Raw genomic sequence first — 24250 nt, 5'->3', positions numbered from 1 at the left:
ATGCGCAATCATACCGGCGTTCGCCGGGCCGGCTGGATGCTGCTGGCTCTGCTGTCCCTGTGGATCGGCTGGGCGCCGCCGGTGCTGGCGGCTGACAAGCGGGTGATCCCGCTGTCGAACCTGCGCGACGACCAGCCGGACGTCACCCTCAACGGCGAGACGGAGACGGTGGTCCTGCGCGCCGTCCTGCCACCGGTGGTCGGGCTGACCTCCGCCGTGCTGGCGCTGACCTACGAGAACGGCATCGACATCCTGCCCGAGAAGGGGGCGATGTCGGTCTTCATCAACGGCTCGCCGGTGGCCGACCTGCCGCTTTCCGCCTTCCGGGGACCGGTCAACGCCTCCATCACCCTGCCGGGCAGCCTGATTCGTCCCGGCGAGAACCAGATCGTCTTCCAGACCAGCGCCCAGCACCGCGCCATCTGCACGGTCCGCGGCACCTACGACCTGTGGGCGCGGGTCAATCTGGCGGCGTCCTCGCTGACCCTCCTGTCGGACGGCGGCGTGCCGGAACCGGACCTCGCGATGATGCGCCAGCTGCTGGCCTCCGTCGACCGGGCGCGCGAACCGCTGGCGATCCTCTATCCCGGCAGCGAGATCGACGCCGACCATCTCGGCTGGGGCTCCATGGTGGCGCAGTCCTATGGCCTGCTGCTGGGCGACCGGACCCCGCGCGTTGTGGCGGTGCCGGTGCCGGCCAAGCCCGCCGGCGGTGCGGCGCCGACGCTGGAAAGCCTGCCGCTGCCCGGCGGCAAGAACATCCTGATCGGCACCCGCGACCGCATCGCGCCGATCCTGGGGGAGGCGCGCGCCGCCGCCATCACCGGCCCGTTCCTGGCGGTCTATCCCCTGCCGGCCGCAGGCGACGGGACCGGCGGCGGCTTCGTCGCCGTCGCGTCGGGCCGGACGCAGCAGGAGGTCGATCAGGCGGTGATGCGGCTGTCCGACGTCACCCGGCCGCTGCCGACCCAGACGGCGATGATCGTCGCCGACGCGCCCGCGCCCGCCGCCCCGCCGCCCCCACCGGTGCAGGCGGAAGGGCGCTACCGACTGTCGGAGCTGGGCTTCCAGACGGTGCAGCACAGCGGCTACCGCTACACCGGCCATTTCGGCCTGACGCTGCCGGCCGGCTTCGCCCCGGTCAGCGACCGTTCCATCCTGTTCCACGTCAATGGCGCCTTCGAAGGCAATCTCGGCCCCGGCGCGGTGCTGAACGTCCGGGTGAACGGCAAGGCGGCCGGCGCCATGGAGGTCGACAAGCGGTCCAGCGGCGTGATCGAGAATGGCGAGATGCCGCTGGCGATGGCGCTGTTCCGCCCCGGCCCCAACCTGATCGAGGTGGAGGCGGAACTGCCGCCGGCCGGCGGAACCGACTGCGTCTTCGCGGTGCGGCGCCCGACCTTCACCCTGCTGGACAGCTCCAGCATCGAAATCCCCGGCTTCGCCCGTCTGGTCACCCTGCCCAACCTACGCGGCTTCGCCAGCACCGCCTACCCCTATGGCGGAGTCGCCGGGGGCGAGCCGGCACCGCCCTTCGACCTCGTGGTCGTCGGGCGCGATCCCGCCTGGTCCGGTGCCGCCTGGAGCCTGACGGCCAAGCTGGCGCAACGGGCCGGCGACCTGATGGCGGTGGTGCCCTACACCGGCTGGGACGGAGCGCCGAACGACAATGCGCTGATCGTCGGCCCGGTCGCGGCGCTGCCGCAGGCGGTCTTCGCCACCGCGCCGCTTCCCGCCGACCGTCTGGCCGGACTGTTGGAGGCGGGATCGCTGATCGCCCAGGCCAAGGCGCGGGGCGAGCCGATGGCGGCGGCCGACCGCCGTGCCTTGGCCGACCGGCTGCGGCTGGGCTGGTCGGGCAACGCCGCCCGCACCGGCGCGGCACGGCCGGGAGCAACGGCGCAGACGTCGGGGCAGATCGGCCTGATGGGGTCGGCGATGGCGGCCGACGGCGGAACGGCGAACCGCTGGCAGCGGATGGCCGGCGACGCCAGGGAACCGGCCGCCGGACATGGCTGGTTGCCCGATTGGGCGCGGCGGGTGGTGGCGGCCGCCGCGCGCTACATCAACCACTGGACGGTGGAGGATGCGCCGGTCGACGTCGTGGCGCTGACCGAGACCGCCGAGACGCTGCCGGAGGCGGCCCTGCTGCAATACCGGGCTCCCGGCAACGATCCGCTGACCTGGACCCTGCTGACCGCGTCGGACCCGCGCGCCATCGACCGCGCCATGCGCAGCCTGGGCGAGGCGGGCCAGGGGGAGAAGCAGTGGGACAAGCTGCGCGGCGGCGGGGCGCTGTGGAGCAGCGCGGCGCCGGCCGTCACCACGCTGGAGGCGTCGCGCCCCTACCAGATCATTCTCAATCCCTTTGACATCGGCAACCTGATCCTGATTCTGGCCCGCAACCTGTCGCAGCGGATCGAGGTCCTGTTCGCCCTGCTGCTGGGCACGGCGGTGGTGCTGACGGTCAGCATGCGCCTGCTGCTGAAGGGCGGGCATCGTGAACGCAGCGGGGGCGAAAGCAGCGTGGGGGAGGGAAGCGGATCATGACGGCATCGCGGCGCGACCTGCTGATCGGATCGGCCGCCCTCGGGCTGGCGGCGGCCTTGCCGGGAAACCTGCGCGCGGCGCCCTTCGACGCGGCGGCGTGGCGCCGCTATGCCGAGCGCTTCCTGCTGCCGGAAGGTCGGATCGTCGACACCGGCAACAAGGGCATCAGCCATTCCGAAGGGCAGGGCTACGGCATGCTGCTGGCGGTGGCGGCGGGTGACCGCGCCGCCTTCGACCGGCTGTGGGGCTGGACCCAGCGCGTGCTGATGGTGCGCGGCGACGGGCTGGCCGCCTGGCGCTGGACGCCCGACGGCGGCGTTGCCGATCGCAACAACGCGTCGGACGGCGACATGCTGATCGCCTGGGCGCTGCTGCGCGCCGCCGAGGTCTGGCAGGCGGAGGCCTACCGCACCGCCGCCGCCGCCATCGTCAAGGCGCTGGCCTCCGGCCTGCTGGTGGAGCAGGCCGGGCTGACCGTGCTGCTGCCGGGACGCGACGGCTTCCGCAAGGGCGACACGCTGGTCCTCAACCCCAGCTACTGGATCTTTCCGGCCATCCGCGCCTTCGCCGCCCTTCCCGGCGGAGAACGCTGGAGCAAGCTGTCGGATGCCGGGCTGGTGCTGCTGTCGAAGGCGCGCTTCGGCGGGTTCCAACTGCCGCCGGACTGGATGACGCTGGATGCCGCCGGGGCGGTGGGCATCGCCGACGGATTCAAGAAACAGTACGGCTACGACGCCGTGCGGGTGCCGCTCTATCTGGCGTGGGACGGCTACCGCGATCCCTATTATTTCCGGCCCTTCGCGACGCTGGCGACGAAATACGGCGGCGCGACGGTGCCCGCCACCGTCTCGCTTCCGGGCGGCACCACCACACAGGTGGCGGCATCGGTCGGCATGCTGGCGGTCTACCGCTTGGCCTGCCGTCTTGCCGGCGCGGGTGATCCTGTGACGGTGCCGCCGCTGGCGCCTGACGAAGACTATTACTCCACCACCTTGGCCCATCTGTCCGCGCTGGCGGCGCAAAGCCTGGGGATCGATCCGTGACCCGTCCTGTCCTTCTTTCGGCCCTTCTTCTCGCCGGCATCGCCACCGCCGCTGCCGGAACCGGTGCATGGGCGCAGTCGAACGGCGGCGGCCGCGCGCTCGCCCCCGGCGTGAAGGTGGAGGTGGCGCCGGCTCCCGGCAGCGGCTCGGCCCCCGCCGCCGGCAAGGTGGACGAGACGGCGCTGCGCTATTACGCCCGCATCGGCGACGGCGAGCGGCTGGAGGCCGAGATCGCCCGGCTGCGCGCGCTCGACCCGGGCTGGGAACCGCCCAAGGACCTGTTCGCGCCGCAGCCGACCACCCCGGGCGTCGACGAGACGCCGTTCTGGAACCTGATGTCCGCCGGCAAGGTGGCGGAGGCGCGGGCGGCCATCGCCGAGCAGCGGCGCAAGTCGCCGTCCTGGCAGCCGTCGGACAAGCTTCTGCAGGAACTCGACACCGCCGAAAGCGCCGGCCGCATCCGCTCGGCCAGCGACACCAAGCGCTGGCAGGAGGTGGTCGATGCCGCCGCCGCCCATCCGGAGGCGGTGGCCTGCAACCGGCTGGACAATGCGTGGCGGCTGGCCGAGGCCTATGCCGAGCTGAAGCAGGCCGACCGCGCCTTCGACACCTACCGGACCATCGTCAGCACCTGCCCCAAGGCGAAGGAGCGGCGCGACACCATCTTCAAGGCGTCGCGCTATCTCAGCCCGGACCAGCTGCGCGAACTGACCGCGCTGGGCGCCACCGCCAACCCGGCGAAGGGGGAGGATTACTCCACCGTCCGCACCGCGGAGGCCGAGCTTGAGACCGGCCGGCTGCTGGAGCGTCTCGGCAATGCCAAGCCCGGCGCGCTGACGGCGGGTGACCTGTCGCGCATCCAGGGCATCGTCCGCGACAAGCAGGACGCCGACGGCGCCATCGCGCTCGGCTGGTATTTCCAGAAGCAGAAGAACTTCGCCGAGGCGCAGAGCTGGTTCTCGCAGGCCAACGGCTGGGTGCCGTCCGACAAGGCGGCGGAAGGGCTGGTGCTGGCCTACAACGGCTTGGGTGAGAAGGCGCAGGCCCGCGCCGCCGCCGCACCGTGGAAGGGCAAGTCGAGCCGGATCGATCAGGCGCTAAAGGCGGTGGATCCGCCGCGCGGGGCCGGCGGCGGGCGCAGCGGCCCGCAGGGGCCGAGCGAGCTTGACCGGGCGCTGGCCCGCCAGGACTTCGCCGAGTGCCTCAGCATCATCCGCAACAGCATCGCCAAAAGCGGTCCGACCGCCGCCCTTCTGCAGCAGCGCGGCTGGTGCCTGCTGGAGATGAAGCGCCCGTCGGAGGCTGAGGCCGCCTTCGCCGAGGCGCAGGCGATGGCCGCGCGCGAACCGGCGAAGGGCGGTCAATCCGCCAGCGGAACCGGCGCCGCCGGGACGACGCGCACGCCGGCAGCAGCCGGCCTGCCGCAGAAGGCGACGCTGGCGCAGGAGAACGCCTATGGTCAGGCGGTGGCGCGGCTGGCCACCGGCGACACGGTCGGCCTGACCCGTGACCTGCCGCGCGCCAACATGACCCCGGCGCAGAAGGCGGAAATCCGCGCGTCGCTGATGGCGACGGAGGCGAACCGGGCGCTGGAGGACAAGCGCTACAACGACGTGCTGCGCCTGCTCGACGCCCGCAAGGAGCTGACGCCGGAGCCGCGGAACCTCGGGATCCTGCGCGGCTGGGCGCTCTACAACCTGATGCGCTTCGACGAGGCCTATGCCCAGTTCAAGTCCGTCGACGACCGGCTGAGCACCGAGGAATCGCGCGAAGGCGTGAGCATCACCTGGAAGACCATTTACCATGACTGGTAAGGGCATGACTGGTAAGGGAGCCCCGATGCCCGAGAGTCCAATTTCCGAGACTTCGATTTCCGGTATGGCCCGGACCGGCTGGAAGCGCGCGGCGCTGTTGGCTGCTTTGGCGGCGGCGACGCTGCTGACCTCCGGCTGCGCCGGCTGGGTCCGCGACAACCTGACCCAGGCGCCCACCCCGTGGCGGCGCGTGCAGCCGACTGCGCTGCCGGTGACCATGCCGGACAGCCGCGACTTCCCCATCGTTGCCGCCCGCATGCGCGACACCGGCGCCGTCTACAAATCCTACATCGTCGTGCTGGGCAACCCCACGGTCCTGCCGGGGGAGAACCGCCTGACCGTCGACGTGCAGACCCTGCCCGACAGCCTGTTCGGCGCCCTGGTCCAGCCGCCGCGCGTCTTCCCGGTGCCGCTCTACACCATGGAAACGCTGCTGGCGACGACCAGGCGCGAGTTCCCGGAGATGACCGTCAAGGTCGCCGACGCCGCCCGCCGCAACCGCTACGGCGACTACGACTATGTCACCGCCCAGGATGGGGAGAACAGCTGCGTCCTGGCGTGGCAGCTGATCACCGACCACAAGCGGATGCTGCCGGAACGGATCGAGGCGGTGCGTCTGGAATACCGGGCCTGCGGCGTCGGCTCCAACGTCCGCGCCTTGCTGGCACCCTTCGACGGACTGTCGCTGACCTTGCCGGAAACGGTGCTGGAGGCGCAGGATCTGGGCGCGATGTAGCCCAAAGATCCCCTCTCCGACGAAAGACCCCACATCGGAAGTCCGCCCGCCATGACCACCGTATCCGAAGCGCTGCGCATGGCCGTCGGGCTGCACCAGGGCAATCGCCTGGCCGAGGCGGCGGACATCTACCGGAAGATCATCCAGGCGGCCCCCGAGGTCGCCGATGCGTGGCACCTGCTGGGCGTGCTGCACCACCAGTCCGGCCAGTCCGCCGAGGCCGTGCGGCTGATCGGCGAGGCGATCCGGCGAGATCCCCTCTGCGCCGCCTATCACGACAATCTTGGATCGGCGCTGCGGGCGGCGGGTCAGGCGGATCGGGCCGCCGCTCATCACCGGGTGGCGACCGCCATCGATCCGGGGTGGGTCAAACCCTTCGGCAATCTGGCCGGCGCCCTGACCGATCTGGACGACGGCGCCGGTGCCGCCGTCGCGCTGCGCCGGGCCTTGCGGCTGGCGCCCGGGTCCGACGCCTATCTGCTGCGGCTCGGCGATTGCCTCTATGCCCAGGAGCGGACGGACGAGGCGGAGGAGTGTTACCGGCGGTTGGACGCGCTCCATCCCGGCCGGGCCGACTGCCGGTACCGGCGGGGCCTGTGCCGGCTGGCGGCGAGCCGGCTGATGGCGGCGGTGCTCGCCACCGCCGGAAAGACCGTCGACCGGATCGCCCTGGGGGAGGCGGTCGCCGCCTTCGCCGATGCCGCGGCGGACGGCCATGCCGATGCCGTGAAGAACCTGTTCGGCACGGCGGTGGTGGCGATTCAGACCGGGGTGATGGACGACGCGATGCTGGACCGGATCACCGCCGCGGCGCGTCGGCGGCTGATGGCGGAGCCGCGGGACAGCGTCGCCCTGTCGGTGGTCTGCTATCGCCTGTATCGCCGGGGTCGGCTCGACCTCGCCAGCCGCTATTTCCGCAAACACGCCCGCCAATGGACGCCGCAGGACATCTCCGCCGATTTCGAGATGCTGCTGTGGTCGATGGTGCGCGGCGAGCCGGCCTTCTTCGACGGTCTGGCCGCCGAACCGCCGGCATGCTTCGGCCGCGCCGTCCGCCGCATGCCGGTCCCGCCTAACGCCAATGGCCGGCCGATCCTGCTGGTTGGCTGCGACGAGACCTATTGGCGCCGCTTCGGCGCCGGCTTCCTCGCCACCCGGCTGGAGAAGGCGCCGTCCTGCGCCCTGCATGCCCATGTCGTCAACCCTTCGGACGAGACCGAGGCGGAGCTGATGAGGCTGGCAGACGACGCCCCGCTGTCGGTCTCCTTCGAGACCATCGACCTCGCAGCATTGCCGGAGCCGGTGCGACTGACCTATTTCGCCTCCGCCCGTTTCGCGGTGACGCAGCAGCTTCTGCGGCAGGGGGCCGGGCCAGTGATCCAGGTCGATGTCGATGCGCTGCTGCTCGCCGATCCGGGGCTTGCGATGGCCGATTGGCAGGCGTGGGACGTGGCGGTGATGCAGGACCGGCGGGGGCGCGGCCCGACCCGTGATTTCCTCGCCGGCTTCCTGGCCTTCAACCGGACGCCGGCGGCCCAGCGCTATCTCGACTTCGTCGTCGCCTATATCGGCCGGCATTTCGACGAGGGCCGGGCTTTCTGGGGGCTGGATCAGGCGGCGCCCTACTGCACATACGACCATCTGGTCCGCAGCGGCGGGGCACCGGCCCTGATCCGTTTCGACTTCGAAGCCTTCCCCTTCCTGCACTTCCTGGCGAAGTGAGGCCGCCTTACGCCGCCTGCGCCGGCCGTTCGCGCAGCCGCTGTTCCAGCGCCCGCCAGCGCGGCTTGACCGCCTCCAGCGCGCGGTGCTTGACCGGGCCGAAGCCGCGGATCTCCTGCGGCAAGGCGGCCAGTTCCACCGCGGTGGCGAGACGGTCGACCGACAGCCGCTCGGCGATCTCCGCCACCGTGGCCTCGTAGCGGGCGATCAACGCGCGTTCCATCTTCCGCTCCGCCGTATAGCCGAACGGATCGAGCGCGGTGCCGCGCAGCCTCTTCATCGCCGCGAGACCGCGGAACACCGGCAGGATCCAGGCGCCCAGCGCCATCTTGCGCGGCTCGCCATAGCCGTTGGTGTCGCGCGACAGCAGGGGCGGGGCGAGGTGGAAGACCGGCTTCCAGTCGCCTTCGAAGCGCTCCTCCAGGCTTTTGTGGAAGGCCGGGTCGCTGTGCAGGCGGGCGACCTCATACTCGTCCTTGTAGGCCATCAGCTTGAAGGCGCTGCGCGCCACCGCTTCGGCCAGCGCGGTCGAACCGGGGGTGACGCGCGCCTCCGCCTGCCGCGCCCGCTCCACCAGCGCGCGGTAGCGGTCGGCATAGGCGCGGTCCTGATAGTCGGCGAGGAAGGCGGCGCGGCGCTCGACGATGGTGGCGAGGTCTGTCGCGGGCGCTTCCTCCTCCGCCCCCAGCGTCGCCAGCAACTCCGGCCGGTGCGCGGCGAGGCGGCCGAAGGCGAAGGCGCGCAGGTTGGCGGCGACGCCGGTGCCGTTCAGTTCGATGGCGCGGGTCAGCGCCTCCAGCCCGACCGGCAGCAGCCCCTTCTGGAAGGCGACGCCCATCAGGAAGACGTTGGCGAGGATGCTGTCGCCGAACAGGGCGGTGACCACCCGGTTGGCGTCCACCACCTCCACCCGGTCGGGTCCGGCGGCGCGGCGCAGGCTCCGCAGCAGTCCGCCGGCATCGGGAAGCTTGGTTCCGTCGCGGGTGAAGGCGCCGGTAGGGGCGACATGGGCGTTCGCCACCACCCGCGTCCGGCCCAGGCGAACCGTCTTCAGCGCGTCGGGAGAGGCGGCGACCACCGTGTCGCAAGCCAGCACCAGCTGCGCCTGCTTCGGGTCGATCCGCGCCTGGTTCAGCTGCGCCGCGTCGCCGGCCACGCGGAGATAGCTGTAGACCGCGCCGCCCTTCTGCGCGAAGCCCATGAAGTCGAGCACGGAGGACGCCTTGCCCTCCAGATGGGCGGCCATTGCCAGCACCGCGCCAACGGTGACGACGCCGGTGCCGCCGACGCCCACAATCAAAATCTCGGCCAGGATTTCAGCCGGATCCTCCGCCGCACTGTAATGCGGCAGCGGCAGATCCGCCAGATCGTCGGCGAAGCGGGCGGCGACCTTGTCCGGGTTCGGCTTGCGCAAGCTTCCGCCCATCACCGAGACGAAGCTGGGGCAGAAGCCATCGGCGCAGGAGTAATCCTTGTTGCAAGTGGACTGGTCGATCTGCCGCTTCACGCCGAATTCGGTCTGTTTCGGCTGCACCGACAGGCAGTTCGACTTCTTCCCGCAATCGCCGCAGCCTTCGCAGACCAGATCGTTGATGACCATGCGGCGGGCCGGGTCGGCCATGGTGCCGCGCTTGCGCCGGCGGCGCTTCTCCGCCGCGCAGGTCTGCTCATAGACGATGGCGGTGACGCCGGGGATCTCGCGCATCTCGCGCTGGACGGCGTCGAGATCCTCACGGTGATGCACGGTGGTGAAGGGAGCCAAGCCTGACCGGCTGTCGTAGTTCTCCGGCGCGTCGCTGACCACGGCGATGCGGGTGATGCCCTCCGCCGCCAGCTGGCGGGTGATGGCGTCGACGGAGATCGGGCCGTCCACCGGCTGGCCGCCGGTCATGGCGACGGCATCGTTGAACAGGATCTTGTAGGTGATGTTGACCTTGGCGGCCACCGCCTGTCGGATCGCCAGCAGCCCGGAATGGAAATAAGTGCCCTCGCCCAGATTCTGGAAGATGTGTGACCGCTTGCTGTAGCGCGACTGCCCGATCCAGCTGACGCCCTCGCCACCCATCTGGCTGAGGCCGACCGTGTCGCGGTCCATCCACGACGCCATGAAATGGCAGCCGATGCCGGCCATCGCCTTGCTGCCCTCCGGCACCTTGGTGGAGCTGTTGTGCGGGCAGCCGGAGCAGAAATAGGGGGTGCGGGGCAGGGCGGGGGCGGCGGGGGCTTCGGCCGGCAGCAGGTCGGCCAGACGATTGGCGAAGTCACGCTCCGGGAAGCGGTGGCGGATGCGCTCCACCAGGGCCTTCGCGACGATCCAGGGGCGCAGTTCCCCGGTGGCGGGCAGGAGATGGGCGCCGAACTCGTCGGTCTTGCCGACCACGGCGCGCGGACGCTCGCCGGCCGGCAGGTGGAACAGCAGGTCCTTCAACTGGCCCTCGACGACGGGAGCCTTTTCCTCGACCACCAGGATCTCCTCGGCACCGCGGGCGGCGGTCAAGGCGAAGTCGGGTTCCAGCGGCCAGGACAGGCCGATCTTGTGGACCGACAGCCCGATCTCCGCCGCTTCCACCGGGCCGATGCCCAGCAGGCGCAGAGCCTCCATCAGGTCGAGATGCGCCTTGCCGGTTGTAACGATGCGCAGCCAGCCGCCCCGGCCAAGAACGGTGCGGTCGATGCGGTTGACGCGCGCGAAGGCTTTCACCGCCGCGACCTTGGCGGCAAGACGTTCCTCGATGGCGAGGCTGGGCAGGTCGGGCCAGCGGTAATGCAAGCCCCCCGGCGGCGGATCGAACTCCACCGGCAGGAAGCCGCGGTCGAGCGACGGCAGCCGCACGGTGGCGGAGCTTTCCACCGATTCCGAGATCGCCTTGAACCCGACCCAGGCGCCGGAAAAGCGCGACAGCGCGTAGCCGTACAGGCCGAAATCGAGGAACTCGCGCACGCCCGACGGGTTCAGCACCGGCATCGACCACGCGATCATCGCAAGGTCGCTCTGGTGCGGCATGCTGGAGGACACGCAGCCATGGTCGTCGCCGGCCACCGCCAGAACGCCACCGCGCGGCGAACTGCCATAGGCGTTGGCATGCTTCAGCACGTCGCCGGAGCGGTCCACCCCCGGCCCCTTGCCGTACCACAGGCCGAACACGCCATCGACGGTGCCCTCGCCCGAGGATTCGACCTGCTGGGTGCCCATCACGGCGGTGGCGCCCAGATCCTCGTTCACGCCGGGGACGAAGCTGATGGCATGGGCGTCGAGATGCCGGCTGGCCTGCCACAGCGCCTGATCCAGCCCGCCCAGCGGCGAGCCGCGATAGCCGCTGACGAAGCCGGCGGTGTTCAGCCCCGCCCGCCGGTCGCTTTCCGCCTGGAGCAGCAGAAGCCTGACCAGCGCCTGGGTGCCGGACAGATAGACTTGGCCCTCGGCCCGGCTGTAGCGGTCGTCCAGGCGATAGCTCCGGTCGATCTCCGCCCGTTCCGCCCGCAAGCCTTTCGGCATGCCGTCCATCTCTCGTCCCCTCGGATTTCTATCGTTGGGGACAAGTCTGCACCTTTCGCAGGCAAATGATTTTGCGGGTTGGCCGTGGATCGGGGGTGATCGGAAAATCCTGTTGCGGATTGTTGGGCCGCTCAGCGAAATTTTTGCGCAGGCCGCGGGGCTTTCCGGACGGATTACCCTTTCAGAGCGGCGCGGCGGTCGGCCCGCATCAGGGCGGCGCCGCGCTCGGCGATCATCACCGTCGGCGTGTTGGTGTTGCCGGAGGTCAGCGTCGGCATCACCGAGGCGTCAATCACCCGCAAGCCGCGCACGCCGCGCACCCGCATCTCCGCATCGGTGACGGCGGTGGCGTCGTCCTTGCCGCCCATCCGGCAGGTGCCGACGGGATGGAAGATGGTGGTGCCGATGTCGCCGGCGGCCTTGGCCAGTTCCTCTTCAGTCTGGAAGCTGGGGCCGGGCTTGTATTCCTGCGGGTGGTAGGGGGCCAGCGCCGGCTGCGCCACGATGCGGCGGGTCAGCGCCAGCGCCTTGGCCGCCTTCGCCTTGTCGGCCGGATCGGACAGGTAGCAGGGGGCGATGGCTGGATTGGCGCGGTGGTCGGCGGTGGTGATGCGGGTCCAGCCGCGCGAGGCCGGGCGCAGGTCGCAGACGCTGGCGGTGAAGGCCGGGAAGCCGTGCAGCGGATCGCCGAACTTCTCCAGCGACAGCGGCTGCACATGGTATTCCAGATCGGCGGTCGCGACCTCTGCTGAGGATTTGGCGAAGACGCCGAGCTGGCTGGGCGCCATGGTCAGCGGTCCCTTGCGAAACAGCGCGTACTCCAGCCCCATCATCGCCTTGCCGAACAGGCTGCCGGCCCGCTTGTTCAGCGTGACGATGCCGTCGACCTTGTAGATCATGCGCAGCTGCAGATGGTCCTGCAGGTTGGCGCCGACGTCCGGCGCGTCCAGCACCACGGGTATTCCCAGCTTCCTCAGATGCTCCGCCGGGCCGATGCCGGAACGCTGGAGGATCGCCGGGCTGCCGATGGCGCCTGCCGCCAGCACCGTCTCGATCTTGGATGTCGCCCGTGCCGGCTCCCCCTTGACGGTGAAGCGGATGCCGGTGACGCGGCCGTCGGCGATCTCCACCTTGTCGATGGCCGCCTCAATGGCGAGCTTCAGGTTGGGCCGATCGAGAGCGGGGCGCAGGAAGGCCTTGGCCGCGCTCCAGCGGATGCCGCCCTTCTGGTTCACCTCGAAACTGCCGACGCCGAAATTGTCGCCGCGGTTGAAATCGTCGTTTCGCGGGATGCCTGCCTGCTGCGCCGCCTCGGCGAAGCGGTCGAGCAGGTCCCAGCGCAACCGCTGCCGCTCCACCCGCCATTCGCCGCCGGCACCGTGCATCTCGTCGGCGCCGCGCCAATAATCCTCGCTGCCCTTGAAGACCGGCAGCACCTCCTTCCAGCTCCAGCGCGAATCACCGGTGATGGCCGCCCATTCGTCGTAATCGCGCGCCTGCCCGCGCATTGCGATCATGCCGTTGATCGACGAACAGCCGCCAAGCACCTTTCCGCGGGCGTAATGGATGCTGCGGCCGTTCAGCCCCGGCTCGGCCTCCGTCTTGAAACACCAGTCGGTGCGCGGATTGCCGATGCAGAACAGATAGCCGGCGGGGATGTGAAGCCACACCCAGCTGTCCTTGCCGCCCGCCTCCAGCAGCAGGACCGAGACGTCCGGATCGGCCGACAGCCGGTTGGCCAGCACGCAGCCGGCCGTGCCGCCGCCCGCGATGATGTAGTCGAAGCTGCCGAAGTCCAACACGTCCGCCATCGCGTCCCTCCCCAGGGGATTATTGATTTGTCAGACATATTAGATTGCTGAGCGGGCGGACGATCCAGCGAAATCTTGCCGCGGCCGGCGCCTTCGCCCGGCGGCTCACCCGGCCCCTTCGCCTACTTCCGGTTCACCAGCGCCACGCCGCAGACCGCCACCGCCATGCCGGCCAATGCCACGAGGCCCAGCTTCTCGCCGAACAGGAGCCAGGCGATCAGCGCGGTGACCGGCGGGGTCAGGTAGAACAGGCTGGCGACCTTTGCCGCAGCACCGCGGCGGATCAGGGCGAACAGCAGGAAGATGGCGCCGACCGACAGCACGAAGCACAGCCACAGCAGGGCGAAGACGAACTCCCCGGTCCACTGCACCTGCATCGTCTCGGTCAGCGGGGCGGCGATCGCCAAGGCGACCGCGGTGGCGCCGTATTGGATGGCGGTGCCGCTGCGCAGATCCATGCCGCCGCCATGGCGCTTCTGGTACAGCGTGCCCAGCGTGATGCCGACCAGCGCCACCAGCGCATAGCCGAACGGAACCAGATGCGCGGCGTCGATGGACAGCTTCTCCCGCACCACCAGCCCGACGCCGGCAAGGCCCAGCAGCAGTCCAGCCCATTGCCGTCCGGTCACCCGTTCTCCCAGCAGCGGGCCGGACAATGCTGCGGTCAGCAGCGGCTGGATGCCGACGACCAGCGCGGTCACCCCGGCCGGCAGGCCCTGTGAGATGGCGATGAAGATGCCGCTGAGATAGACGCCGTGGACCAGCAGCCCGGCCAGCGCGATCCGCCCGGCGGTCGGCCAGTCCCTGGGCCAGGGCGCGCCGCTGACGAGGGCCACCAGCGCCAGCACCACGGCGACCAGCCCCAGCCGGATCAGCAGGAAGGTCAGCGGCTCCACGTAAGGCAGGCCGTATTTCGCGCCGATGAAGCCGGTGCTCCACAGCAGCACGAAAAGGCCCGGCATCAGGCGCAGCCAGGGTTGGCCGCCCGTCGCGGTTCCGCTCATCCTTGAAATCCCTTCCCCGTCCGGTCAGCTTACCGCCGGAACGGCCGGAGACGACTGGGTCGGCTGGCGGCGCGCTTCGGCGACCGCCTGGATGTGGGACTGCAAATCCGCGTCCTTCTGCACCAGCCGGCGGAAATCCTTCTCATCCAACACCAGCAATTGGCAATAGCCCAGCGCCCGCACGTCTGCATTGCGCCGCTGGCGGGACAAGAGGGCCATCTCGCCGAAGAAGTCGCCGGTGCCCAGCTTCACCGGCTCCGCCAGCATCGGCACCAGCACCTCCACGGCACCCGACGCGATGAAGAACATGGCGTCGCCGCGCTCGCCCTTGCGCACGATGGTCTCGCCCGGCAGCGCCAGCTGGGCGCGCAGCAGGGTGGCGATGGTCGCCACCCGCTCCGACGGCAGGCCGGCGAACAGCGGCACCCGGCGCACCAACTCGGCCACGTCGAATCGCACATCCAGCTTCGGCAAGCGTTCCAGCACGCGGCGGCGCTGTTCCAGATCGCGTTCCAGGTCGGTCAGAACCTCCTGGCTGATGATCGATTCGGCGTGCATGGCGCGGTATTCGGCATGCTCCAGCCGCAGCGCGGCGCGGCCGACGTAGCGGCTCTGCAGCACCACCGCATAGTCGGGATATTGCAGCTTCAGCGCCGACAGCGCCTGTTCGACGATGCCGAGCCGGCCGACCAGCATGCCCTCCAGCTCGAACGCCACCTCCTGGCCGAGCACGCGGGCCAGACGGTCGCGGGTGAAGGCCAGCAGCTCGCGCAGCACCGTGCGCACCGCCACCAGCACCTCGAACCGCATCGACAGGCGCCGGGCCAGCGGCCGGTGGATGCCGAAGCGGCGCTGCAGCCAGCTCGCCGCCCGCATCCAGGGGGAGAAGGCGATGAAGGGCTCCTCGAAGGCGCGGTAGCCGTTGCGCCCCTGGCTCTTGACCGCGTCGAGCAGCCGGCCGCTGCGGCCGGCCAGCATCTCCATCACCGCGCGCGACACCACCCCTTCGGAGAAGTGGGCGTAATAGAGTTCCTCCTCGCGGTTCACCAGGATGACGAGGCCGATGGTGACGCGGTCCTCGCCGGTCAGCTGAGCCTCCTCCTGGCGGTCCTGGTCGATCTGCTTCCGCCGCTCCTCATAGCGGGCGACCATCACGTCCTTGACGACGCCGTCGACCTCATAGGTCTCGGCCACCGCGGCGACGCGGTCGCGGATGCTGTCGGTGGACAGCGCCAGCGCGCGGTTGCGCATGGCGCGCTCGACCGGCGTCAGCTCGTCCAGCTTCAGCAGGCGGATCAGCCAGCGCAGCGTCGTACCGTTGACGAACAGGGTGACGAAGACGAAGCCGGTGACCATCACCGCAACGAAGCTCTGCACCCGGTCGGGCACCCGGAAATTCTCGGTCACCGCCAGGGCCAGCGTCAGCGACACCGCCCCGCGCATGCCGCCCCACAGCATCACCGCCTTGTAGGAATTGCTGACCTTCTGCGCCAGCCCGGCCCAGGACAGGATCGGCAGCAGCCCGAACAGCACCACCGCGCGCGCGGCGAAGGCGGCCAGCACGACGACCAGCACCAGCCCGACCTCCGCCCAGCCGGCGTCGGCCATCAGCCGCGGCACCAGGATGGCGGTCAGCAGGAAGATCAGGGAGTTGGCCCAGAAGCCCAGCTGCTGCCAGACATGCTCCATGGCGCCCCAGGTGGCGGGGGAGATGCGGGTGCGCCCGACCGATCCGATGACCAGCGCCGACGCCACCACCGCCACCACGCCGGACGCGCCGACATAATGTTCGGCCAGCACATAGGACAGATAGGCCAGCGCCACCGTCAGCGTGATCTCCGCCATCGGCTGGTTGCGCACCGGCTCCACCAGCATGCAGACGATGCGGCCGCAGATGTAGCCGGTGACGACGCCGCCGGAGAAATCGCGCAGGAAGTCCAGCGCCGCCGCCCCGGCCCCGCCGGTGGCCTTGCGCGTCAGCATGTCGAGCAGCAGCGTGAACAGGGCGATGGCCGCGGCGTCGTTCAGCAGGCTTTCGCCTTCCACCAGCGTGGTCAGCCGGCGCGGCGCGCCCAGGTCGCGGAAGATGCCGATCACCGCCGCCGGGTCGGTGGAGGCGACGATGGAGCCCAGCAGCAGGCAGGCGACCAGCGGCATCGGGGTGAACAGATTGACCGCATAGCCGACGGCGAAGGTGCAGACGAACACCGCCACCACCGCCATCAGCAGGATCGGCCCCAGATCGTCGAACAGCCGGCGCACATCGACCGCCAGAGCGGTTTCGAACAGCAGGATCGGCAGGAAGATGTGCAGCAGCACGTCGGAGGAAACGTCCAGCTCCGCCAGAGACGCGAGGAAGTCGTGGAACGGTCCCTTGCCCGGCATGCCGGCGAAGGTCTGGATCACTGCACCCAGCGCCACGCCGACGCCGGCCAGCAGCACCGTGTAGGGCACCTGGAAGCGGGCGGCCAGCGGCGGCAGGAAACTGACGAGGGCGAGAAGCCCGGCAACGCCCAGGACTTGAATGACGATATCGTGCATGTTTCCACGGAACGGCTGCGGCGTGGGCTGCACGGTATCGCCGCACTCTTGCCGGGGCAAGACCGGGAACCGTCCGGTCCTGCGGCAAAAATGGTCCGCAGCGATGCGCGCGGCTCCACCCCGCCGCCGGGCTGAATCGGAGCGCCGGGTCACAACCCCGTGGGCCGGCGCTGGCGGCGGGACACGCATTTGGCTAGGATGGCCGAAGCTTGGTCGTGATATGGAAGCGGGGGTGCGGGAATGGATGCGGTCGGGATGTTGCGGCCGGCGCTGGCCGGCCTGGGTCTGCTGCTGTCGGTGAGCGGTTCGGCGCTGGCCACCGATCCGGCTGCCGCACCGACCACGTCGGAGGATTTCATCCGCGCGCTGAAGCCGGACCGGCCGCAGGGCGACGAGAAGCCGCGGACCCGCGGTCTGGCGCTGGGAACCGGCGACACCACTGCGGCGCCGACTACCGCTCCTGCTCCCGCCCCGGCACCGGCAACTGCACCAAGCTACGGCAGCCCCGCTCCCCAGCCGAAGGCGGCGCCGCGGATCAGCTTCCAGGTGGAGTTCGCCTTCAATTCGGCGGAACTCACGCCGAAGGCGACCGGCATCCTGAACGAGCTGGGCCGCGCCCTGACCTCGCCGGATCTCGCCGCCTACCGCTTCCAGCTGACCGGCCACACCGACGGCGTCGGCAACCCCGACTACAACCTCGCCCTGTCGAAGCGGCGCGCCGCCTCGGTTCGCGATTACCTGACCCGGACCTTCGGCGTGTCGGCGGGCCGGCTGGTCGCCGTCGGCCGCGGTTCCCAGCAGCTTCTCGACCCGGCGAACCCGGCCAGCGACGCCAACCGGCGGGTGGAGATCGTCAACCTGGGCTCCTGACTGGCAGCTCACCGCCACCCGCCGTCCTGCGTCAGGCCAGCCAGGATGCCGCCGAGGATGCCGTGCGTCGCGCGGGCGGCGGCCGACATCGGCCGGCCGGCGGCATGGGCCAGCAGGATGGTCCGGTCGATCTGCGGATCGACGATGGGCAGGCCGGTCAGCCGCTCCGCCGCCGCGCCATGCCGCGCCACCCGGTCGGACAGCACGGTGTAGCCGCAGCCTTCCGCCACCAGCGCCTTGATCTGCTCCAGGGCGTCGATCTCCAGCGCGACGGTGACGCCGGCCCGCGCCAGCAGGGCGGCGTGCTCCACCTCTTCGCGCACGCCGTGCGGGCGGCCGGGCAGGATCAACGGCAGGGACAGCGCCTCGGCGAAGGGAATCGCGCCGCGGCCGCGCAGCAGCGGGTCGTCGGCCGGCCCGACCAGATGCAGCCGTTCCCGCGCCACCAGCTCGGTTTCCAGCCCGCCCATCTCCTTGGTGCCGAACACCAGCGCAAGGTCGAGCTGCCCCGACAGCACCCATTCCAGCATATGGCCGGACAGCCCCTCCACCACCCTCAGCCGGATCTGCGGATGGGTGCGGCGCACCGCCAGCGCCAGCGGCACCGTCAGCACCGGCCCGAGCGAGGTCGGGATGCCGACGGTCGCCGGCCCGGCCGGCACCGCTTCCACCGCGCGCACCTCGTCGCGCAGCCCGTCCATCTGATCGATAAGCGCCGCCGCCCGCTGAGCCAGTCGCCGCCCGCTTTCCGTCGGCACCACGCCGCGCGCCGTGCGCAAGACCAACTGGCAGCCGAAATCCTCTTCCATCCGCTTCAAATGCAGGCTGAGCGCCGGCTGCGCCACCCGTAACGTCTCCGCCGCGCGGGAAATCGAGCCATGCTCGACGATGCCCAGGAAATAGCGAAGCTGCCGAACGTCCATCCCACCGGACCCCTTGTTGTCCATATCGTGATGTTATGAAAGGGGCGGTGGGGATCGCGTGTCAATATGGCGCCTTGCCCTCTGGCGTCTAACCTTGTGGCTCAGGAAGCGACGGCGGCGAGCATCCTGAGCGTCTTCAGCCCCTTTGGCTTCTCCGGGGCAACGATGTCCTTGTGGATGCAGCCGATCACGGACTTGATGACATCCGTCTTGTTGAGCGCCGTGACCTCGACGACGGCCTCCAGATCACGCGACATGGTCGGGGTGATCTTCATCGACAGACGCCGCCTTGCCGAACCATTCACGGCCTTCGGCGCGTCTTCGAAAAAGGCCTTGGTCTCGATGAGGCTGTCGGCCAACTGCCGTGACAGGCTCCGGTCGGCGGCGTACCGGTTGATGTAGTACATCAGCAGCGGCTTGCGGAATTCGGTCGTCAGGCCCGGGTCGATGCGATACGCCGCAAGATCGAGAGCGTCGGTGTAGACCGACGGCAGGTTGGCTTCGATGGAGATCGTGGCCCTGTCGTAGGCGGCCTTGATGGCCGGCGTCGATTGCGGCGGAGTGGCGACGACCGCACCGCACTTGTCGCATACGGCGACCAGGATGTTCTGCGCCACGCCTTTGCCGTCTTTGAACGGGACGTCGCGCAGGGCGAAGGTGGTCGTCGTCAGTCCGTCCGTCTCGCACACGGCCTTGCTCTTGTCGCCTTCACGGTAGATCTTCACGACGACACCTCATTGATGAACGCTGATAAAGATCGTGTCAGGATCTACGAAGTAAAACTTAATGTACCAGCCCTGACGCTTTACGATGTTGACCTCGATGCCTGGATCCCTGTGGTGAGGGCTGACGCTGTGATCGTTGCCTCTGGCGTTCTTCAATAGCTGAATGACGTCATCAGCGGTAACGGCTCCCATCTGCAGCAAGTTCTTGGTATCGATCGCATTTCGGGCTTCGTGCTGAAACGTCCCGTCCTTCAAGGCCCGAATGACCTTGGGCTTTACCGTCGACCACCCCACCGGCAACCCCCACAATATACGATGAATCTCGTATTCTTCAAGCTGGCCGGAGTTACCGGTGCGGCCGAAGGATCGAACTGTTGAGCTTCAGTTGCAAGCCCGGTTCCGGGCAACGGGTGCAGCCGGCGCCCTCATAACTCCCCCCTCTTGATCGCCGCAAATCCGTTAACCATTTACCCATCAGGCGCCGGGCGATCGCGCATTTTGCGGATCGTGGACGCGCCGTCCCGCGCCGGATGGCTGGGCGGGAGACCATGGAAACGGAGTGCCGGATGGACTTCGGTCAATTCACCGATCGTGCGCGTGGCGTCATTCAGGCCGCGCAGATCGCCGCCCTTGCCGAGCGGCACCAACAGCTTCTCCCCGAACATCTGCTGAAGGCCCTGATCGACGACACCAGCGGCGTCGCCGCGCGTCTGGTGCGCGACACCGGCGGCGATCCCGATCTGCTGAAGTCCGCGACCGAGGAACAACTGTCCCGCGCTCCGGTCCAGCCGGGCGCCAACGAAGGCCCGCAGCCGCTCTACATGTCGCCGGCGCTGGCCGCCGTGCTGCAGGGCGCCGTCGCCTCGGCGCGCAACGGCGGCGACCGCTTCGTCACCGCCGAACGGCTGCTGGAGAGCCTCGCCCGCCAGAGCGGCCCGCTGCGCGCGCTGTTCCGCCGCGCCGGCGTCGATGCCGACGCGCTGGCCGCCGCAGCCGATGCCCAGCGCAAGGACCATCCCGCCGACGCCGAGACCGAAACGACCTCCGGCGAGGCGCTGGCCCGCTACACCCGCGACCTGACGGACGAGGCGCGGCAGGGCCGGCTCGATCCGGTGATCGGCCGCGACGACGAAATCCGCCGCACCATCCAGGTGCTGGCGCGCCGGACCAAGAACAACCCCGTCCTGATCGGCGACCCCGGCGTCGGCAAGACCGCCGTGGTCGAGGGGCTGGCCCAGCGACTGGCCTCCGGCGATGTGCCGGAAGGGCTGAAGGACCGGCGCGTGCTGGCGCTCGACCTCACCGCCCTGCTGGCCGGTGCCAAGTTCCGCGGCGAGTTCGAGGAGCGGCTGAAATCGGTCCTGGCCGAGGTGCAGGAGGCCAACGGCCGCATCATCCTGTTCATCGACGAGCTGCACACCCTGATCGGCGCCGGGCGCACCGATGGGGCGATGGACGCCGCCAACATGCTGAAGCCCGCGCTGGCGCGTGGCGAGCTGCGCTGCGTCGGCGCCACCACGCCGGACGAATACCGCAAATACATCGAAAAGGACGCGGCGCTGGCCCGCCGCTTCCAGCCGGTGACGGTGGACGAGCCGTCGGTGGACGACGCCGTGTCGATCCTACGTGGCATCAAGGGCAAGTACGAGGTACATCACGGCGTGCGCATCGCCGACGCGGCGGTGGTCGCGGCGGTGAGCCTGTCGGCGCGCTACATCGGCGACCGCCGGCTGCCTGACAAGGCCATCGATCTGGTCGACGAGGCGGCGAGCCGCCTGCGCATGGCCATCGACAGCAAGCCGGAGGCGCTCGACGCCGTCGACCGTCGCGTCGCCCAACTGAAGATTGAGCGTGAGGCGCTGAAGGCCGAGCCGGACGCCGCCTCGCAGGAACGCCTGCACGCCCTGGAAGGCGAGTTGGCCGAAGCGGAAGCCCGCCAGTCCTCGATGGAAGAGGAATGGCGTGCCTCGCAGTCCCGCCGCACCGAGGGGCGCCGCCTGAAGGAGGAGCTTGACCAGGCCCGCACCAAGCTGGAGCGCGCCCAGCGCGACGGCGACTGGGCCAAGGCCGGCGAGCTGGCCTATGGCGTGGTGCCCGACCTGGAGAAGCGTCTGGCCGAGGCCGAATCGCGCGCCAGCACGGAGCGCGACGAGGTGACGGCCAAGGACATCGGCGCCGTCGTCACCCGCTGGACCGGCATTCCGGTCGAACGGATGCTGGAGGGCGAGCGGCAGCGGCTGAAGGGCATGGAGGACAAGCTGGCGGAGCGCGTCGTCGGCCAGAAAGAGGCGGTGCGTGCGGTGTCCAAGGCGGTGCGGCGTGCCCGTGCCGGTCTGAAAGACCCCAGCCGCCCGACCGGCTCCTTCCTGTTCCTGGGTCCGACCGGCGTCGGCAAGACCGAACTGGCCAAGGCCTTGGCCGCCTTCCTGTTCGACGACGAGACGGCGATCACCCGGCTCGACATGTCGGAGTACATGGAGAAGCACGCGGTCAGCCGCATGATCGGCTCGCCTCCGGGCTATGTCGGCTATGACGATGGCGGTTCGCTGGCGGAACGCATCCGGCGCCGGCCCTATCAGGTCGTGCTGCTGGACGAGGTGGAGAAGGCGCATCCCGACGTGCTGAACGTCCTGCTGCAGGCGCTCGACGACGGGCGGCTGACCGACGGGCAGGGCCGGACCGCCGATTTCCGCCACGCTATCCTCATCATGACCTCCAACCTGGGGGCCGAGGCGCTGAGCGCGTTGGGCGATGACGAGGATATGGCCGGCGTGACGGTGGAGGTGATGGACGCGGTCCGCAAGGCCTTCCGGCCGGAGTTCCTCAACCGGCTGGACGATGTCCTGATCTTCCGCCGGCTGGGCCGGGACCAGATGTCGCGGATCGTCGATATCCAGCTGTCCCGCGTCAATGAGCGGCTGGCCGAGCGCGGCGTCACCCTGGCGGCGGATGCGGCGGCCAAGCGGCGGCTGGGCGATCTGGGCTGGGATCCGGCCTTCGGCGCCCGTCCGTTGAAGCGCGCCATCCAGGGCCTTGTCGAGGACCCGATCGCCGAGCGTCTGCTCGACGAGGAGGTGGAGGGCAAGACCACCATGACCCTGTCGGTGGTCGACGGCCGGCTGGCGCTGGACGGCGTGGTGGTGGAGGAGGACCGGGCGCACGGCTTCAAGGCGCCGGAGCGTCCGCCCTTGGGCTTCGCCCTACCGCCGGTGGCGAGCGCCGCCGCGGCGCGGGAGGCGTCGGTCCACTGACGGTGATGCGGTAACGGAAAGGCTTCGGATGCTCCGGCATCCGAAGCCTTTTTCCTATGCCGCCGGCCTGCTCCGATCCGTCCGGCGCGCCGTTACCATTTCGATTTCAGCTTCTTGGCGCCGTCGCTCGACCAGATGATGGCGACGGCGTCGACCACCAGCGCGGCATCCGCCTTTTCGTTCTGCTTCCACTCGCCGCACAGCATCATGATCGAGGCGATCGCGCACAGGCAGCCGCCGCGCGCCCCCTCGATCATGCTGATGCAGACATTCTCCTTCGGGCTGTCCTTCCGGAAGGACTTGCGGATCGACCAGATGCGGTCGGCGATGAAGGGAAGCCCGGCGGTGAAGACGCTGACCGCCTTGATCGCCGTGTTGTTCTCCTTGCGGTCGATCACGTAGGTCAGGTTGGCCTTGCACTTGCCGCAACTGCACGGATAGCCGTTGCTGCGCGTGGCGGCGGTGCGGAGATCGTGCAGGGCGAAGATGCCGTTCGCGGTGATGCCGATGGCCAGCGCCACCAGCCACGGCCCCAGCGCCGCCCCCAGCGGGAACAGGGCGATCGAGCCGATCCCGACATTGACGGTCGCGGTCGCCACTCCACTGAGTGCGGTGACGCCGGTCTGCAGGCCGCTCTGCGCAGCGCCGATCAGCGCCATCTTGGAGTATTTCGCCAGCTTGGTCCGTGTTTCGCTGAACGGCTCGAAACTGTCGGCGGCCGGCGCGTTGGTCGCGAACATCATCGCGAGTTCGCGAAGCTTGTCGGGAGGAGGAAGCGGCATGGCCGGAACTCTCGCGGTGGGACGGCGGGCAGAAGCGGATATGCAAGAAAGTGGTAGCCAGGCAACAATCGGTCGGCAAGCGCCTGCCGCATCGAGGGTGCCAATGGGCGGACCGGTCTGCTACATCTCGGCGGCGCCGATTGGGCGCGGGCGGTGCTGCAACAGCCGGAGACAGACATGGCCGCGACGATCCCACCCTATCTGTCGACCTTCTCGCTCGCCGGGCAGGTGGCGCTCGTCACCGGGTCGGGCCGTGGACTGGGGTTGGAGATCGCACGGGCGCTGGCCGGATCGGGCGCGCATGTGCTGCTGAACGGCCGCGACGCCGCGACGCTGGAGGCCCGCGTCGCCGAAATCGAAGCCGCCGGCGGGTCGGCTTCGGTGCTGGCCTTCGACGTCTCCGACCGGGCGGCGGTGCGCGATGCCTTCGCACGGATCGCAGGGGAGCATGGACGCCTCGATGTGCTGGTCCAGAATGTCGGGCAGCGCAACCGCAAGCCGCTGGCCGATCTGACGGACGACGAGATCGTCACCCTTCTCGACGTCGATCTGGCTTCCTCCCTCATTCTGGCGCGGGAAGCGGCGCGGCTGATGCTGCCGCGGGGCAGCGGACGGCTGATCGCCGTCACCTCCGTCGCCGGGCAGATTTCGCGGGCCAACGACAGCGTCTATGCCGCGGCGAAATCGGGGCTGAACGGCATGGTGCGGGCGCTGGCCGCCGAATATGGACCGATGGGACTGACCAGCAACGCCATCGCTCCCGGCTTTTTCGCAACCGAAACGAATGCGGCCATTACGGGAGACCCAGAGCGCTCCGCCTATTTCGCCAACCGCACGCCGATGCGGCGCTGGGGCCGGCCGGAGGAGATCGCCGGGGCGGCGGTGTTCCTGGCCTCGGCGGCGGCGTCCTATGTCAATGGTCACGTCTTGGTCGTCGATGGCGGCGCCACCATCTTGATGTAAGCCGACGGCCGACTGTCCC

The 24250-nt window shown here is 69.6% G+C and carries 16 protein-coding genes; 8 read left to right on the top strand and 8 right to left on the bottom strand.

The features are described 5' to 3' along the window. The 5 genes from ACCD06_RS04750 to ACCD06_RS04730 are packed head-to-tail and all read left to right on the top strand — an operon-like array spanning position 1 to position 7865. Complete coding sequence (locus ACCD06_RS04750; protein ID WP_413339143.1) at positions 1 to 2550, top strand: cellulose biosynthesis cyclic di-GMP-binding regulatory protein BcsB; 2550 nt, start codon at positions 1 to 3, stop codon at positions 2548 to 2550. Beyond that, positions 2547 to 3593, top strand: coding sequence for a glycosyl hydrolase family 8 (locus tag ACCD06_RS04745; protein ID WP_109075548.1), 1047 nt, complete (start codon positions 2547 to 2549; stop codon positions 3591 to 3593). Before ACCD06_RS04750 ends, ACCD06_RS04745 begins: the two co-directional genes overlap by 4 nt. Beyond that, positions 3590 to 5407: a hypothetical protein gene (locus ACCD06_RS04740; RefSeq protein WP_413339141.1), complete on the top strand. Its 1818-nt coding sequence runs from the start codon at positions 3590 to 3592 to the stop codon at positions 5405 to 5407. The genes ACCD06_RS04745 and ACCD06_RS04740 overlap by 4 nt, the downstream gene beginning before the upstream one ends. Positions 5408 to 5432: 25 nt before the next feature. Next, positions 5433 to 6143 (top strand): cellulose biosynthesis protein BcsN, encoded by a 711-nt coding sequence (bcsN, locus tag ACCD06_RS04735; RefSeq protein WP_413339139.1) that lies wholly within the window; start codon positions 5433 to 5435, stop codon positions 6141 to 6143. A gap of 51 nt (positions 6144 to 6194) precedes the next feature. Beyond that, entirely contained in the window at positions 6195 to 7865 is a 1671-nt protein-coding gene (locus ACCD06_RS04730) for a tetratricopeptide repeat protein (RefSeq protein WP_413339137.1), read from the top strand. Positions 7866 to 7872: 7 nt separating this feature from the next. Here the strand turns inward: ACCD06_RS04730 and ACCD06_RS04725 are convergent, their stop codons facing one another. The 4 genes from ACCD06_RS04725 to ACCD06_RS04710 form a co-directional block, all read right to left on the bottom strand. Continuing rightward, on the bottom strand, positions 7873 to 11361 hold the full coding sequence (locus ACCD06_RS04725; protein ID WP_413339135.1) for an indolepyruvate ferredoxin oxidoreductase family protein: 3489 nt from the start codon (positions 11359 to 11361) through the stop codon (positions 7873 to 7875). A 173-nt stretch (positions 11362 to 11534) separates the two neighbouring features. Further along, positions 11535 to 13172, bottom strand: coding sequence for a GMC family oxidoreductase (locus ACCD06_RS04720; protein ID WP_413339133.1), 1638 nt, complete (start codon positions 13170 to 13172; stop codon positions 11535 to 11537). A 122-nt stretch (positions 13173 to 13294) separates the two neighbouring features. Next, positions 13295 to 14176 (bottom strand): DMT family transporter, encoded by an 882-nt coding sequence (locus ACCD06_RS04715; RefSeq protein ID WP_413339131.1) that lies wholly within the window; start codon positions 14174 to 14176, stop codon positions 13295 to 13297. Between the two features lie 24 nt (positions 14177 to 14200). Continuing rightward, on the bottom strand, positions 14201 to 16717 hold the full coding sequence (locus tag ACCD06_RS04710) for a cation:proton antiporter (RefSeq protein WP_109075541.1): 2517 nt from the start codon (positions 16715 to 16717) through the stop codon (positions 14201 to 14203). A 240-nt stretch (positions 16718 to 16957) separates the two neighbouring features. Here ACCD06_RS04710 and ACCD06_RS04705 point away from each other — a divergent pair, with 240 nt between their 5' ends. After that, positions 16958 to 17587 (top strand): OmpA family protein, encoded by a 630-nt coding sequence (locus ACCD06_RS04705; RefSeq protein ID WP_413339129.1) that lies wholly within the window; start codon positions 16958 to 16960, stop codon positions 17585 to 17587. A gap of 8 nt (positions 17588 to 17595) precedes the next feature. Here ACCD06_RS04705 and ACCD06_RS04700 read toward each other — a convergent pair whose 3' ends face one another. From ACCD06_RS04700 to ACCD06_RS04690, 3 genes are all read right to left on the bottom strand, one after another. Beyond that, positions 17596 to 18510 (bottom strand): LysR substrate-binding domain-containing protein, encoded by a 915-nt coding sequence (locus ACCD06_RS04700; protein WP_109075539.1) that lies wholly within the window; start codon positions 18508 to 18510, stop codon positions 17596 to 17598. Between the two features lie 101 nt (positions 18511 to 18611). Next, complete coding sequence (locus ACCD06_RS04695; protein ID WP_109075538.1) at positions 18612 to 19235, bottom strand: hypothetical protein; 624 nt, start codon at positions 19233 to 19235, stop codon at positions 18612 to 18614. 9 nt (positions 19236 to 19244) lie between these two features. Beyond that, positions 19245 to 19490 (bottom strand): hypothetical protein, encoded by a 246-nt coding sequence (locus ACCD06_RS04690; RefSeq protein ID WP_199231923.1) that lies wholly within the window; start codon positions 19488 to 19490, stop codon positions 19245 to 19247. 311 nt (positions 19491 to 19801) lie between these two features. Between ACCD06_RS04690 and clpB the strand changes: the two genes are divergently transcribed. Then, complete coding sequence (clpB, locus tag ACCD06_RS04685; RefSeq protein WP_413339126.1) at positions 19802 to 22486, top strand: ATP-dependent chaperone ClpB; 2685 nt, start codon at positions 19802 to 19804, stop codon at positions 22484 to 22486. Positions 22487 to 22578: 92 nt separating this feature from the next. Here clpB and ACCD06_RS04680 read toward each other — a convergent pair whose 3' ends face one another. Further along, positions 22579 to 23268, bottom strand: a complete 690-nt coding sequence (locus ACCD06_RS04680) for a hypothetical protein (protein ID WP_413339124.1) — start codon at positions 23266 to 23268, stop codon at positions 22579 to 22581. 177 nt (positions 23269 to 23445) lie between these two features. On the opposite strand from ACCD06_RS04680, the gene ACCD06_RS04675 reads away from it, so the two are divergent. Beyond that, positions 23446 to 24231, top strand: coding sequence for an SDR family oxidoreductase (locus ACCD06_RS04675; RefSeq protein ID WP_109075535.1), 786 nt, complete (start codon positions 23446 to 23448; stop codon positions 24229 to 24231). The last annotated feature ends 19 nt before the right edge of the window (positions 24232 to 24250 follow it).

This window comes from Azospirillum sp. CT11-132 (assembly GCF_047302835.1).
Lineage (GTDB): Bacteria > Pseudomonadota > Alphaproteobacteria > Azospirillales > Azospirillaceae > Azospirillum.
The sequence above is the reverse complement of the archived record's forward strand: the minus strand, read 5'-3'. Positions and strand labels throughout refer to the sequence as shown.